This is a genomic window from Lysinibacillus sp. CNPSo 3705 (assembly GCF_028674935.1).
Lineage (GTDB): Bacteria > Bacillota > Bacilli > Bacillales_A > Planococcaceae > Lysinibacillus.
Genome location: NZ_JAQZSD010000047.1, coordinates 19,541 through 34,719, shown reverse-complemented (window position 1 = coordinate 34,719; position 15,179 = coordinate 19,541). Strand labels below are relative to the sequence as shown.

General features: G+C 38.5%; 14 protein-coding genes and 3 tRNA genes. 4 read left to right on the top strand and 13 right to left on the bottom strand.

What is annotated here, in order from left to right; genetic code table 11:
• Positions 1–209: 209 nt before the first annotated feature.
• The 4 genes from ftsH to PVA17_RS17785 form a co-directional block, all read right to left on the bottom strand.
• On the bottom strand, positions 210–2,234 hold the full coding sequence (gene ftsH, locus PVA17_RS17800; protein WP_132364367.1) for an ATP-dependent zinc metalloprotease FtsH: 2,025 nt from the start codon (positions 2,232–2,234) through the stop codon (positions 210–212).
• A 447-nt stretch (positions 2,235–2,681) separates the two neighbouring features.
• Positions 2,682–3,224, bottom strand: coding sequence for a hypoxanthine phosphoribosyltransferase (gene hpt, locus PVA17_RS17795; protein WP_132364364.1), 543 nt, complete (start codon positions 3,222–3,224; stop codon positions 2,682–2,684).
• 64 nt (positions 3,225–3,288) lie between these two features.
• Complete coding sequence (tilS, locus tag PVA17_RS17790) at positions 3,289–4,695, bottom strand: tRNA lysidine(34) synthetase TilS (RefSeq protein WP_274068440.1); 1,407 nt, start codon at positions 4,693–4,695, stop codon at positions 3,289–3,291.
• Positions 4,696–4,723: 28 nt separating this feature from the next.
• Positions 4,724–7,117: a SpoIIE family protein phosphatase gene (locus PVA17_RS17785; protein WP_274068439.1), complete on the bottom strand. Its 2,394-nt coding sequence runs from the start codon at positions 7,115–7,117 to the stop codon at positions 4,724–4,726.
• 614 nt (positions 7,118–7,731) lie between these two features.
• On the opposite strand from PVA17_RS17785, the gene PVA17_RS17780 reads away from it, so the two are divergent.
• The 3 genes from PVA17_RS17780 to PVA17_RS17770 all read left to right on the top strand — a co-directional run bounded on the left by PVA17_RS17780 (position 7,732) and on the right by PVA17_RS17770 (position 7,971).
• Positions 7,732–7,806, top strand: a tRNA-Gly gene (locus PVA17_RS17780).
• A gap of 11 nt (positions 7,807–7,817) precedes the next feature.
• Positions 7,818–7,894, top strand: a tRNA-Met gene (locus PVA17_RS17775).
• Between the two features lie 5 nt (positions 7,895–7,899).
• Positions 7,900–7,971: transfer RNA gene (locus PVA17_RS17770), tRNA-Glu, on the top strand.
• Positions 7,972–8,144: 173 nt separating this feature from the next.
• Here PVA17_RS17770 and PVA17_RS17765 read toward each other — a convergent pair.
• Positions 8,145–8,327 carry a hypothetical protein gene (locus PVA17_RS17765; protein WP_132364355.1) on the bottom strand — a complete coding sequence of 61 codons (183 nt, stop codon included), beginning with the start codon at positions 8,325–8,327 and terminating at the stop codon, positions 8,145–8,147.
• A gap of 137 nt (positions 8,328–8,464) precedes the next feature.
• Here PVA17_RS17765 and PVA17_RS17760 point away from each other — a divergent pair, with 137 nt between their 5' ends.
• Positions 8,465–8,716, top strand: a complete 252-nt coding sequence (locus PVA17_RS17760; protein WP_132364352.1) for a hypothetical protein — start codon at positions 8,465–8,467, stop codon at positions 8,714–8,716.
• Between the two features lie 154 nt (positions 8,717–8,870).
• On the opposite strand, the gene PVA17_RS17755 is transcribed toward PVA17_RS17760, so the two are convergent.
• The 8 genes from PVA17_RS17755 to spoVT all read right to left on the bottom strand — a co-directional run bounded on the left by PVA17_RS17755 (position 8,871) and on the right by spoVT (position 14,944).
• Complete coding sequence (locus tag PVA17_RS17755) at positions 8,871–9,308, bottom strand: S1 domain-containing RNA-binding protein (protein WP_008180281.1); 438 nt, start codon at positions 9,306–9,308, stop codon at positions 8,871–8,873.
• A 134-nt stretch (positions 9,309–9,442) separates the two neighbouring features.
• Entirely contained in the window at positions 9,443–9,907 is a 465-nt protein-coding gene (locus PVA17_RS17750; protein ID WP_274068438.1) for an FtsB family cell division protein, read from the bottom strand.
• A 17-nt stretch (positions 9,908–9,924) separates the two neighbouring features.
• Positions 9,925–10,416 carry a spore cortex biosynthesis protein YabQ gene (gene yabQ / locus PVA17_RS17745; protein ID WP_132364346.1) on the bottom strand — a complete coding sequence of 164 codons (492 nt, stop codon included), beginning with the start codon at positions 10,414–10,416 and terminating at the stop codon, positions 9,925–9,927.
• Entirely contained in the window at positions 10,413–10,712 is a 300-nt protein-coding gene (yabP, locus tag PVA17_RS17740; protein ID WP_004229167.1) for a sporulation protein YabP, read from the bottom strand. Before yabP ends, yabQ begins: the two co-directional genes overlap by 4 nt.
• Before the next feature lie 159 nt (positions 10,713–10,871).
• Positions 10,872–11,162, bottom strand: a complete 291-nt coding sequence (locus tag PVA17_RS17735) for an RNA-binding S4 domain-containing protein (RefSeq protein WP_132364343.1) — start codon at positions 11,160–11,162, stop codon at positions 10,872–10,874.
• A 4-nt stretch (positions 11,163–11,166) separates the two neighbouring features.
• A complete protein-coding gene (gene yabN, locus PVA17_RS17730) occupies positions 11,167–12,627 on the bottom strand; it encodes a bifunctional methyltransferase/pyrophosphohydrolase YabN (RefSeq protein ID WP_274068437.1) in 1,461 nt (486 codons plus the stop codon).
• Positions 12,628–12,636: 9 nt separating this feature from the next.
• Positions 12,637–14,259 (bottom strand): putative polysaccharide biosynthesis protein, encoded by a 1,623-nt coding sequence (locus PVA17_RS17725; RefSeq protein WP_274068436.1) that lies wholly within the window; start codon positions 14,257–14,259, stop codon positions 12,637–12,639.
• 148 nt (positions 14,260–14,407) lie between these two features.
• The gene (gene spoVT, locus PVA17_RS17720) at positions 14,408–14,944 is read right to left on the bottom strand and encodes a stage V sporulation protein T (RefSeq protein ID WP_132364334.1); all 537 of its coding nucleotides are present in this window, start codon (positions 14,942–14,944) and stop codon (positions 14,408–14,410) included.
• Positions 14,945–15,179: the final 235 nt, after the last annotated feature.

Below are 15,179 nucleotides of genomic sequence, written 5' to 3'. Positions count from 1 at the left end.
GCGTCACCACGGACACCCTTGCTCTTGGCTAACCTCTACTTCTGTCTTCGGGGTTCGGGACTTACACCCTATAGTTCATACGCATGCCGGGCGCACTTACAGAATCTATATTTCGCAGTTGCGTAATATAGATTCCATCGTAATACCTATTACCGAAAAAAGGCAAAGAAAAAGACTGCTTACTAAAATCGTAAACAGTCTTTCTCATATTAATCACGCTTTTCATCGATACCTTTTGGTGTATCATTCGATTCTCTACCTTCTTTAGGTAAATCAGCTGTTGTTGGATCTGGCTCATTGCTAAGCAATTCTTTTTTAATTGTCTGTTCACCAACTACATCTAATACTGGTTGAACTTCAGCTTTAGGCGCTTTTTCCACAACCGTTTCTACCTCTGGTTCAGGTAAGACACCGTGATCTCGTAAATGCTCGATTTCTTGCGCATTCAATGTTTCTTTTTGCATTAATGTGTTAGCAATTAAATCAAGTAAATGACGTTTTTCAGTTAGGATTCGTTTAGTACGCTCATATTGTGAATCGATAATTTTTTGCATTTCCTTATCAATTTCATAAGCGATTGAATCAGAGTAGTTTTGATCTGAATTAAAGTCACGTCCAAGGAATACATTCCCACCCTGACTTGAACCAAACTGCATTGCTCCAAGATTTTCACTCATACCATATTCAGTGACCATAGCACGCGCAATACTTGTTACCTTTTGGAAGTCATTATGTGCCCCAGTAGATACTTCTCCAAGTACGATTTCCTCTGCAACACGACCACCAAGTAGGCCTGCAATACGGTCTAATAGTTCTTGTTTTGTTGTGAAGAAACGTTCTTCCTTCGGTAACATAATCGCGTAACCTCCAGCTTGGCCACGAGGGACGATTGTTACTTTGTGTACTGTATCTGCTTCATCCAGCTCCAGGCCTACAACTACGTGGCCGGCTTCATGGAACGATACAAGTTTCTTCTCTTTCGCTGAGTAAACGCGGCTAGCTTTTGCCGGACCTGCAATTACTCGGTCAGATGCTTCATCGATATCTGCCATATTAATTGTACGTTTGCTTTTACGAGCCGCTACAAGTGCAGCTTCATTTAACAAGTTCTCTAAATCAGCACCTGAGAAACCTGGTGTACGTTGTGCAACAGCTGCCAAATCCACTGTATCTGATAAAGGCTTGTTACGCGCATGTACTTTTAGAATTGCTTCACGACCTTTTACATCAGGATGTCCTACTGTAATTTGACGGTCAAATCGACCAGGACGTAATAACGCTTTATCTAAAATATCTGGGCGGTTTGTTGCAGCGATAATAATAATACCTTCGTTTGCTCCGAAACCATCCATTTCAACAAGCAATTGGTTCAATGTTTGTTCGCGCTCGTCATGGCCACCACCAAGACCTGCGCCACGTTGACGACCTACTGCATCAATCTCATCGATAAAGATGATACAAGGTGCATTTTTCTTTGCATTTTCGAATAAGTCACGCACACGTGATGCACCGACACCGACAAACATTTCTACGAAGTCAGAACCTGAAATCGAGAAGAATGGTACGCCTGCCTCACCTGCTACCGCTCGTGCAAGTAATGTTTTACCTGTACCAGGAGGACCTACAAGTAAGATACCCTTTGGAATTCGGGCACCAATTTCAGTAAATTTACGGTGATCCTTTAAGAAGTCAACAACCTCTACAAGCTCTGCTTTCTCTTCATCAGCACCCGCTACATCTGTAAAACGAACTTTTTTCTTCTGATCGTCATAAAGTTTGGCTTTACTTTTACCAAAGCTCATCACTTTATTACCGCCACCTTGAGATTGACTCATTAGGAAGAAGAATAAGAAAATGATAATGATGAAAGGAATAATCCCTGTAAAGAACTGAATCCATCCACTTGTTTCTGGCGCTGTTAAATATTTAATATTACTATTCTTATCCTTAGCAGCCTCATCGATGCGGTTCAATAAAGATTGGTTATCACGAGGGATATTCGCTGTAAAGCTTTGACCCTTCTCATACCCCTTCATCGTACCCTCAACGATGTATACTGATTTATCAGGTTGAATTGTAGCACTTGTTATTTCTTTCTTATCTAGAGCATCTTGAAACTCAGAATAAGTTAACTCTTTCGTTGGCGCATTTCCCCCATTGAAAGTACCAAATATACCGATAATCACTAAGAAAATCAGTAAATAGAATATGGTATATCGAAATATTCGATTCATCTCCAGCCTCCTCATTACAAACAGAAAAATTATAAGTAAAATCTTAACATATCATGATTTCATCATACAACGAAAAGCCCTACATAAAAAAAGTTTCGTCCCATTTTTGTCGAAATCGAAAAATATTTATGCATTTAACAAGTATGTTCCAGCGTAGTTGTATCTAACAATGTACCTAAATTTTTGAATTACGATCAATTATGCCTCGTGCCACAGGACTTGATGGATATTTGGACACCCGCTGAAAAGTGACTTAAAACCGCATTCATCTCATCGCCTATAGAGGTGGGAGACTTCTGTACCTGTCGCTGCGCTTTCGGTACAGAAAACATTTGTAGCTAACACTTTGCTTTCTTTGCTGAATGTAGTTAAAAAATAAAAATCTATGACCTTCACTGGAGGCTTTTACTTTTCATAGCTGGTGTTCTTTCGTTAATTTCTTACTTGTTAGAAAGAATAAACTGCCGGTTTTAAAATGCCGATATACGGTAAATTACGGTATTTTTCTGCGTAGTCTAAACCATACCCTACTACAAAGCCATCTGGTACTTCAAATCCAACATAATCAGCACCTAAGTCTACTTTACGACCTGATGGTTTATCTAACAATGTAACAATTTTAATGGATTTTGCTTTGCGGTATTTAAATAAGTCTACTAAATAGCTTAACGTTAAGCCGCTATCAATAATATCCTCGATGATTAATACATCACGTCCCTCAACGCTTGTATTTAAATCTTTTAGAATTTTAACTTCCCCTGATGAAACTGTAGCATTGCCATAGCTAGAAACATCCATAAAATCTAGCTCAATGAAAGAATCGAAACGTTTCATCAAGTCTGTCATAAAAGGCATTGCCCCTTTTAAAACACCAACAGCTAACGGGAATGAATCTTTGTATTCCTCTGTCAATTGTGCCCCTAACTCAGCGATTCTTTCTTGTAATTGTTCTTCTGTAATCATAACTTTTTCGATGTCATTTTGTAACATAGCGATTCCTCCTCGTGTGTATAAAAAAATGTTCAACCATTAGCGGTGAAATTTTACAAAGACCTTAGTCTACGATGAGCACTGTATCATCGTTTGGTTGCGGAGAGGTTGAAAAAAACATTCCCATACGCACACCAATTACCGCTACGACCTCATCAGATTGAGAAATCAGTAACGGCCAGCTATTTCGCTCATTTAAAGGAATCTTTTCATCTATAAAAAGGCGAGATAAGCGTTTAGGCTGACCCATTCCTTTTAACAGTATTCTGTCCCCTTCCTTACGCGCCCTAACATAGAGTGGAAGTTTGAGTTTGCTAGCGTTAAAATAAAAAAGTTGTGCAGTATCCGTCAGCATTTCAGACGATAAATCAGGCAACTCGACTACGCATAAACGTTCACCATTCGTCAGTGTTGTCCACCCATTAGCAGTCGAAATAATCTTTTTCTCAGGAGAAGCGTGACCTTCTAATGGCTCTTTCTTCTGAATCGTTAATTTTCCGTAACGGCGAACTGCTATAAAATCTTCTGGCAAGTGAACTTCAGCATACCCTGCTGTCGTATCACAAAGCTTTAAAATTGAAGTCAATAAAGCATAACTTTGTATCGTATTTGAATCTTTGTAAAGATAGTTTAATAGTATTAAAATGAGCCTCCTTTGTAAAGCAAGTGGTACCAATTGAAGAGCCTTAATTTCCATGCTATATGTATTTCCGTCTTTTCTTTTTACTATTCTAGAAAATACATCCTCCGCTAATGTCATTAAATAGGCATCGTCTTCTTGCAATAGTTTTGTAAAATGGGTTACCTGCTCTGTTACCCTTGGGTTTTCTGCCTCCAACAAAGGCACCACATGATGTCTAAAACGATTGCGTACATAGGTATCCTTAGCATTGCTAGCGTCTTCCCGATAATCTAAACCTTGCTTAAGTAAATATTCCCTTATTTCTAACTTTGTAACCGTTAAAAACGGACGAATTAATGTTTTGCCTTCAAAAATACGTTGTGAACGTATACCTTGCATACCGTTTATCGTTGCATTTTTTGTTAGGGCCATTAATACTGACTCCAGTTGGTCGTCCGCATGATGTGCAGTTACAAGCTTGCTAGCATTTGTTTTTTCAATAACCTCTTTAAAATATCGATACCGCTCTCTACGACAAATAAGCTGTGTATTGCCATTTTCTGAAGCCATAATCTCTGGTATTGGAATTGCCTTTGCATATAAGTATACACCATTCTCATCACAATATTTCTGGACAAAAGCTCTGTCCTCAGCAGATGCTTCACCTCTTAGCATATGATCAACATGTATAGCTCCTATCGTAATTCCCCACTGCTCTTTTGTTTTGACAAAATAATGGAGCAAAGCCATTGAATCCACTCCACCCGAAACGGCGATGAGAAGATGGTCGTCTTGCTGCAATAATTGCTCTTCTTCGATAAATTTTTTGACCTTTAATTCAAGTGACAAACGCTTCTCCTCCCCTTTTCGTTCTCTTTTATGATGAATTGCTCATAGAATGTTGAACTGGCTTAAATACAGCCCACGTAGGTACAACATGTGTAACTTCTAGCATTAATACAGTGCAATCGTCTTCAATAGCATAGTAAGCTTGGAAAGATTGCATAATCGTTGTTAGTTTTTCCTGGATGGTTTTAGTAGTGCCAGCCACTTGCTGTGCATACGCTAAAAATAGCCCTTCCTGCTCGTCCCAATCATCAACACTAGAAAATAATCCATCAGAATGCATTAAAATTACATCGCCAGCTTTAAGCTTTCTTTTTTCAGCCTCGACTGCTGAAATGGATAAAAAACCTACAGGCGCTGCATTACTTTCTACCTTCAGCACTTCTTTTCCACGTAAAATATACGTAGACATACCCCCGGCCTTCCACGACCATAAATCTCCGTGTTGCAAATCGACAAGTGCAAAATCAAGCGTTGCATACATATCGTCTTGTTGCTTCAAGGACATGACATAATGCAACGTATGCATCGCAGTCTCTGGGTTCATATTGTAATTTAAACATTCTCGCATTAAGTGTATTAACTTTCTACTCTCATGCTGCGCTTCTTTACTCTGACCCATACCATCTGACAATAAAATTGCAAATAGTCCTGGATGTAATTGAAATAATGCATGGGAATCACCGGAATATAACGTCGCATCTTTAGACATGCTGTATATATCATACTCTACTTCAAAGCTAATAGCTGATCTAAAGCTTACTTGAATGTGACGAAATGGTATATCGCTTGCTACTACTTTTTCAATTTCAAATGGCTCTTCAAAAATATCATATAAAATCGGCAATATCATCCGCTCAGCTACTGTAGTGTCTTCCTCCCAATTGACTCGTGCTGGTGCTAAAGCACAGACAATTTTTCGTGCTCCAGGCTTATTATTAAGCACATCTAGTTGAAAACATTCAATATGAGCATCTTTTAATCGTTGCGTAATGTCCTTCTCCACACTAACGAATGAAATAGTCTCTTCTTTCATCTCCGCTATTAACTGATTTAGGTGATTACTCATATCACGTAGCTGAAGCGCTATCATTTTCTTACCATGAAAATACTGACCATTAATACGCTCTCGATACAGCTCCGTTTCCAATTCCTCGAAAATTTTCGTCGATTTCACACATTTATAGCGTATTTGCTCTTCGACACGATGAATACCAGAATCCTTGCCAACACCTTTCATATGAAACCAGTCTGTCATAAGCTTGTCCATTCCATTACTTTGCGCTCCCCAACAGCGATCATAGCGGAAACAGCTTAAGCATGTATTCATCGGTGACACTTCCTTCGCCTCTTCTATAGGGGTTGTCATAAAACGCTCAAACACAAGCTCCTTCATAAATTGTACAAAATGTTGAAAATGCTCTAATTTAAACGTAACATGCTCCGTTAACCAATTTTGACGAGCGAGTAAGATCTCCTCACGCTGTGGAAACAGCTTGTCCCGCACCTTTTCGGAATATTTACTAGGGATAGTTATAAAAACGATACTCCCCACAACAATCGATGTAAAATAAACGCTATCTAACGGCAATGTGGCATCGTAAAATAAAAAAAACACACTTGGCAAAATGCTGCCAATTGCTACACCGAATCGTCCAACACGAGCCCCCATCCCGGCACACAATCCTGTTAAGGTGGCTACAGACAGCATACCCGTAAATGAAAGTTTTGCAACCCCAATGAGAGTCCCGAGCACGGCTCCGATAACCGTTGCTAACGGTACACTTCCTACTAACGCACCGAAGCAAATGAATAGTTGTAATAAAAAAATGGGGAGTGAAAAATAGCTTATGACAATTGCTTGCATCCCTGTAAGCATTGCAGCAAATACAACTAATCCGGAGCCTAGCTTCTCATAAGTCCAATGACTCGTAAACCATTCATGAGAATTGACAAACAACACTTGCATAAACAGCGTCATAATAAGAGCTAAAGCTGCTTCACAGCCTACATAAAATTGCACAAGCACCGGAGGTAAACCTTGATACATAACGCCCTGCCACATTATTTGCACAAGTAGTACCGCTAAAGATACTGCTATACTTTGTGGTAGCTGCCAATAACGGAAGCGCATAATACATTCATACAAGACGATCTGCAATGCTAAAATGAAGACTTGTCCAAAACCGAGGAAAAAACACCCTATTAAACCACCGAACAAAACATATTTAGCATATTCTTTATATTTTGTTCGAATAATTGCCCAAAAAGGAACTGAGAAAGGTACGGCCGCTTCAAATACCACAGACTGAGCTAAAAAGAAGGATGTTAAAAAAAATAAAGAGCCTATTAACAATTGCCTTTTTCTCACTCCTAATTTCTGTTCGTCTACATTTGCCGTGTTATACCATTCAATACTCGTCATTTCACTATCCCCTTTCTGCACGTTTGGAGCTATTATAAGAAATTATGTATGGAAAGATTGTCTGAAGGTGACAGAAAAAAATATAAACATTTCGACGAATACATATGCATAAATACGAGAAATGGCAACAATATCTACGAAGACGAAAAGCTGCACATCATTATAAACAGCTCTTCCCATAAAATTTGTTTAAAAATTACGAAAATTACATAACCCAGTCCCACCTTCGCTACATAAAAATACGTTGCAAATTTTTCACATAGAGTTCTAGTGTCTTTTTCATGACTTCATCTCAATACTATAATCAACATTTACACCGATATTTTTCTACTTAAGAACAAAAAGTTTGATAAATTCCCAGTCAAAAGGCTCACCACCGAAAGTAGTAGATGACATTTGTTAAACTTATTCCATTTCTCTTCATTCAGTAGAAGACTACCTTTGTAACTGACGCTTAGCTTTTGCTAACAAAACATTTGAACTGCCGTTTCACCTTCGTATAAAAAAGGTTAAATAATTTATAAAACCATATATTTTTATTAATTTTTTTATAAAAACTTCTTGACGTTAGTTACAAAGCCATGTATTATATAACTTGTTGCTTAAGACAAAATGCGGAAGTAGTTCAGTGGTAGAACACCACCTTGCCAAGGTGGGGGTCGCGAGTTCGAACCTCGTCTTCCGCTCCATAATATTTAATGGCGGCCTAGCTCAGCTGGCTAGAGCGTACGGTTCATACCCGTAAGGTCGGGGGTTCGATCCCCTCGGCCGCCACCATAGTAGGCCCCTTGGTCAAGTGGTTAAGACACCGCCCTTTCACGGCGGTAACACGGGTTCGAATCCCGTAGGGGTCATCTCAAATAGGCGTCTCAGAACGATTTCTGAGGCGCCTATTTTTTTGCATATTAAAATTGGATTCTAGAAACATCGAATATTTTTTTCCTACCCGAGACCCCGGAGCATTCAATTTAGGAACATCCTGCGATAATGGTTCAAGAGCAGTTTCCCTTTGTTATTGTAGCCGTTGTTACGTCGCTACCGCTTTCACACAGACAATACCCTGTTGTTGCTGTCGCTTCGCTTTCGCACAGACAATACCCCGTTGTTGCTGTCGCTTCGCTTTCGCACAGACAATACCCCGTTGTTGCTGTCGCTTCGCTTTCGCACAGACAAAAAACCTTGTTGTTGCTGCCGCTTCGCTTTCGCACATAAAAAATACTCGTTGCTCCTAACGTCCCCTCGGAAGGTCCTAGCTGAAACGGAAATCACCCCAAGTTATGGTGGTAAGGAGAAAAATATGGCATACTAATAATGAAAAAAGCGTATAAACTAGGAGGTTTATTTCCTTTGGGTTCATTAACTAAAGCTGCTTTAATTTGTGGAAGTGGCTCTATGATTATTCTCATATCCATTCTTATTAATTTACCATTTGCCGTACAAACATTTTTACTCCTCGCCGGATTAGCGGTTAGTGTTTATGGTGTGTTTTTACTTGTCAAAATGGTCGTTAAGCCACCCGAAAAGTCATTAGAAACACTAACAGAACAAGCATCCGCACAAGCTCCTAAAAAGAAGAAAAGACCGACATCCACGTTGTAGGACGATACATAGATTCTATTAGAAGGGTTTTATGACTTATAGCTAGATGAGGTGGGTGTATGCAAACATTATTAAAAAAAGGGATTAGCTTTATTAAAAAGCTAATCCCAAATCTATTTAATACACTTTTTCTACGATTAAAACAGTCAGCAAACTACCCTCTTCTAGCTCCACGACCACCGCGTTTTGATTCTGTAGCACGTTTAAGTGTTGCTAGGCGTTCATCACTATCTTTTAAGAAACGTGCCATTTTTTGCTCAAAATTTTCTTTTGGCTGATGACGATCGTTACGATCATTAGAACGATTATCGCGACGTGGACGTGCTGGACGCTCCGGACGCTCTGGTCTCTCTGCTTGAGGCTTTGCTTTACGGATTGAAAGACCAATCTTCCCGTCCGCTTCAACATTCATCACTTTTACTTCAACTTCATCTCCAACTTTTAGATGCTCATTGATATCTTTTACATAATTGTCAGCAACTTCACTGATGTGTACTAAGCCTGTTTTGCCGTCTGGCAGCTCAACGAATGCTCCAAAATTTGTGATTCCTGTTACTTTACCTTGTACCTTGCTGCCTACTTCAATTGACATAAAAAAAATGCTCCTCCTTAAAAATTAAGCGACTCATTTGAGTCATGTAATCAATTTAATCAAACTTTTTACTACAATAAGTTTCTCTTTTCATTATATATAACAATAAAAGAGTGTCAACAATACATAGCTTTTCAGTCTTCTTTTTTACCTTTCTTTTCTGATATGGTATCTTTTTTATCTTTTTCCTCCGGTATATCGCCTTTTTGCCCTTTTTCGTCCGGTATAATGAAAATTATTTCACCTTTTTCGGATAGAAAATAATCTTTGCGTAATAATTTTGCGATATACTCATCATCCTCTAACTGTTTAATTTTAAGATTTAACGAATCTCGCTCATCTTTCAATTCAGAAAGATGCTTCTTTGCTTCAATCTTTTTTTGCTCTTTTGCAGCTAGCGTTTCATTTTGATTCAAAAGTATATTTAAGAGAAAGGCAATAATAACGACTGGCACAATCGCAAAAAAGGCAATACGGCGCATTTTCCGTTTTCGCGCTTGAATTTTACGATTTATAGCTTTATCCGTGTTACGGACATAGTCATTATCAAGTTTAGTATAGTTTTGTTGGTCATCCTTTGATGAACGACGTATAGTCATGCCCGCACCTCCGAAAATTATTGTTGTCTTTTATTATACTTGATAAATCGAACTTTTTTAAAAAAAGTGTTGGACAAATACGAATAAATTTTGACAAAAGGTCTTAAAAGAAACGCACAAATACTTATTAGGAAATTAAAAATATGTCGAATAATAGCACTTATTAGTCGTATAATGAACCACAGAGGTCTCCATGTTATATTCACAAAAACCCTTGCGACGAAACGTAAAAAAGTTTGAAAAAACGTTTGATACAAAAAAATTCCGGCTATTTGCGCTAGCGGGTCATAAGCCCGCCAAGCGCCATCTTTTAGCCAAAATAACAAATAGTATGTCAGGCCTCCAAGCAAAATCCAGGTAAGTAGTTCAAATACCATCATCCACTTTCGAAGGCTTGACCTTTTTGGAGTTGAAAAAACAATGAGTCTTACACTATCAATAATGAACCCAACTGCTATACCGCTCAAAACCATGACTAATAGCTGAACAAATTGTTCACTAACAATCATCCAAACAGTTTATGAAGGAAACCTTTCGAGAAGCCACTTTCCTCCTCGTCATACTGCAAGGTTTTTACAGTTCCTTCAAGCGTCAATAACCCTTTGTCAACATCTAAGTGAACGATATGCAGTTCTTCTCCACGGATTAACAAATGCCCTTGGGACGTCTTGATGAAAAATTCTTCCTGATCAAAGCGTTCAATCGATTTTACAGAAGTCATGTCCATTCTTTTACGATTACGAATCGTTAAAATATGCTCTCCAGATGGAATTGTGTAACGGTTACTTTCTTGATGTAGCGTCATTTTCTTCCTCCTTTAGTCGTCCTAGCTTCTGTTCACTTTATGCGGACAACCTTAAAAGCATGACAACTTTATTAAAGTTGTTTCACTTTTATCTCCACTTCAGCACGTTTATGACCAAAGCTAAACGACAACTTCAGAAGACTCCTACACTATTATTTATTAATCTTCATCATCAATAAATTCAGGTTCAATTTTTTCAAGACGCTCTTCCTTCAAAATAGTAAACATTTTTGCGGCATCTTCTTTTTTCACAGTATCACGTAATTCCTCTACACGCGCTGTCACAATTTTTTGTCCAAAACGAATAGCTAGCTCATCGCCAGCTTTAACAGCACTACTAGCTTTCGCGACCTTATCATTAATCGTAATACGGCCTTGGTCTGCAACTTCCTTCGCTAATGTACGACGTTTAATTAAACGTGATACTTTTAAAAATTTATCTAATCGCATATTTTTACTCCTTTTCTTGCTGCTTCGCTTCATTCCAGAAAGCATCTAATTGTTCTAATGTATAATCAGAAAATGGCTTTCCACTTTCCTTTACCTTTGTTTCCACATAACTAAAGCGTCTCGCAAACTTCTCATTCGCATGTAACATAGCCTCTTCTGGAGATAGCTTGTAGAAACGCGCTAAATTCACAAGTGTGAACAAGACATCCCCAAATTCATCAAGACGTGACGCATTTGTACCCTTCGTCACCTCATTACGAAATTCCTGCCATTCTTCTGCAAACTTGTCCCAAGCACCCTCTACATCAGGCCAATCAAATCCTACCTTTGCAGCTCTTTTTTGATAATTATATGCTGTTTGTAGAGCAGAGGACGCCCGGTATTCCTCTTTTAATAGTGGCTTATCACTTATACCCTTTTCTTCCGCTTTTATAACTTCCCAGTTTGCTACAACACCCTCTGCATCTTCCACCGATACATCTCCAAATACATGCGGGTGTCGACGAATCATTTTTTCACTTATCGAAGCCAATACATCTTCCAACGTAAAGTAACCTTGATCTTCTCCGATTTGTGCATGAAGGAACACTTGTAACAGTACATCTCCAAGCTCCTCAATCATCGCAAAGTCATCCTCTGCATCTACCGCTGCCAAATATTCGTGTGCTTCTTCTAATAAATATTTTTTTAGCGACTCATGTGTTTGCTTTTGATCCCACGGACAGCCATCCGGACCTCGTAAAACAGCAATAATTTGACGGAAGGTTGTCCAGTCTCGTAAAGCTTCCTCTTGTGATTTCACAGGCGGCACATATACCGTTGTTAAATTATCTACCTCAACGCTTTGATCGAGCTCATAAAGTGGTACCGTTACTAATTTTTCCTGTGACGAGCCCGCTGCTGTCACGACTGTAACAGGGTATTCGTCATCGTATTTCTCCATTAACGTTAGCTTTACTTCTGATGCACTAAATGTATCATATACTTGGGCTATTAAAATATGTTGACGCATGTTAATGTCATGCATAGAAAAGCTAGTGCCATCCAGCAGTTGAAAACCTTCAATTGGGTCGATTTTTAACGCGCCAAATATTGGATCAAAAAAGCTTTGCCCACCTTCAATGACTAGTTTTATTTTTCCCTCATCCGCAGCAGCAATAAGCAATTGTACAGTCTGCTCTGCGACAAGTGGATGCCCCGGTACGGCGTACATGACATCTTCATTTGTTGTAGCAGCCACAAGCTTTTCTGCAATTTCCTCATACACAGGCTGGAACGTATTATGTTTTTCATAGACTGCGTCAAAGCTTTCAAATTGTAAGCCCTCAGCAGATAATCCTTCTAATACCGGATGATCCACTGTACGAACATATAATTTTCTTGCCGCTTTTAGTTTTTTATAGACACCCATTTGCAACTGATTAAAATCACCCGCACCTAGACCTATAACTGTTAACGTATTCAATCAATCCACCTACTTTTTTCGATTTAACCATAATTGATAAACTGCCATTTTGCGCCCAAATGGTAGTAAGTACCACTCTTTTTCGACTAGTACTCGTAACTTAGCAATTATGGTGATCATTACAAATGCTCCTAAACACACGGCTGAAAAACCTGCTACCACTGCGACAAATCGAGGTGATAAAAATTGGCTTAACAACGGTGGTATAAACTGCAGCCAAACTAGCACTACAGCTGCCATGGTAAGTGATGCCATTCCAACTTTTTTATAAAAATTGGCTGACGCTAATTGAATGGCGGTCATTCTCTTTAAATAAAAAATAAGCATTAAAGCAGTAAATAAAAGACCCACATTGTTAGCAATAGCTGCACCTAATACACCAAATAAACCAATTGTCAGCACATTCAATATTATTTTTAACATAAAACCTATAATCAACAATAAAGCTGGCTTTTTTAATTTGCCATAGCCTTGCAAAATAGCTGTAAATGTTAAAATAACCGACAATGGCACAATTTGTACTACATAAACCATAAGTACTTCCGACAGTACATCTGTTTTAAAGAGCATGGCATTAATATAAGGCATCACGAGTATTAAACCTAAAGATGCCGCCCAGCCAAATAATACAGCCGCTTTATACGTTAGTTGAATAAACGGAATCGCACTACGGCCTTCCTGTTTTTTGGACATATGCGCGACAAGAGGCACAATAGCTAGTGAAAGTGAAGAAGCAATGACAACTCCGAGCTGTACCAATGGCTGCCCGCGATCATAAACGCCTTTTGTTGCCTTAGCTACCGTCTGATCCATTCCACCATCTATTAAGAGCGAATAAATTGTAAAGGAATCAACTAACTGATAGCCAAGTAACAATAGACCACTCATGCTCACACTTAAACTTAGCAATGTTACCTCTTTAATAATGGGGAAACTTTCGAAACGCCGCTGTTGTTTCTTATTATTAAATAAACCAAAACGTTTTTTAAAAATAAACGCAAGCAATACAAAGCCTACAATTTCGCCAATAACTGTACCTATGATAGCCATTTGTCCAGCACTATATAGTGATTCTGTCGTCTTCATAATGATAAATGTTCCAGCTAAAATGACTGATACTCTCACAGCCTGTTCAAGGACTTGCGCATAAGCAATCGGCTCCATAATGCCTCTTGATTGAAACCCACCCTTTAAAATAGCATGTGCTGGCATAATAAGTACTATAAATGAACCCGTCCGTATTATAGGCGCAAGCTGCGTATCGCCCATAAGTTGCGCAATTATTTCAGCACCACTAAATAAAGCGACAAAAAACAATAACGATAGTACTGTTAAATAACGAAAGACAATACGCATAATACTGCTTCGTTTTTGCTCCCTCTCTGCCGGGTCTAAAATACAATCATTATCTGCAAGCATTTTAGAAATAGCGACTGCAAAGCCACTAGCTGTCCATACGACAAAAATAGATATAACCGGATACACCTGCTGATAAATATAAAACCCTTCATCACCAACAAGATTTTGAAAAGGCACACGATAAATTGCACTAAGAACCTTCACAATAAGAGCAGCAATTGTAAGTAAGGCCGCTCCCTTCATGTAGCTTTTCATGCCAAAACGTTCCGACATAAATTGCCCTCTTTCCTTCTTTAACAATGCCAATAGTATAGCATATCTCCAAAGTTTGACGCGCGTGGGTAGCACTACCGTAAAACTATGTACGAAAAAAAGTTATTGTTCAGCCTAAAAAGGTCAGCGCAATAACTTTCAATTCTCATCAACTATTCATTTGTTTAGCTAAGAAGTTAGCAGCTGTTTCAGCAACTTTCACTTCAACTTCACCGATAAAATGTACTTTAGACAAAATGATAATACAGCCGATCGGATCACCGTTTACCATAATAGGCGTTGCACAATAAGACTTCACTTGCTCATATTGTCCAGGAACAATCTCGATAGTTGTTTCCATTTTTTCTATTTTTGTTGAACGTTCGTCCATAAAACCTTCCGCAAAGGATGTAATACGACGATTAATATACTCTTTTTTACCGATCCCTGAGACAGCAATTACTTCATCTCGGTCAGTTACAAATGCTGGAGTACCTAACGTTTCATATAACGTCTCCACATATTCCCTTGCAAATTCTCCTAAATCATTAATTGGAGAATATTTCTTTAAAATGACTTCACCTTCACGGTCTGTATAAATTTCTAGCGGGTCTCCTTCACGAATACGTAACGTTCTACGAATTTCTTTTGGAATAACCACACGCCCTAAATCATCAATACGACGAACAATTCCTGTTGCCTTCATTCATAATCCTCGCTTTCGCTACAATGAAATTTTTTCAATTTTAGTATGGTTTTTTATGAAGCAATCTATGCAAAAACTGAAGAAAAAGGATTTCACATCCAACAATATTTTCAAAAAGGCCTTAAAACCTAAGCAAATACCTGTAGAATTTCAACTTCAATCAACTTATCTTAGATTAACCACAAAAACAAATTTTTATAAATAATTTATAAAATATTTTTAACAAGAAATAATA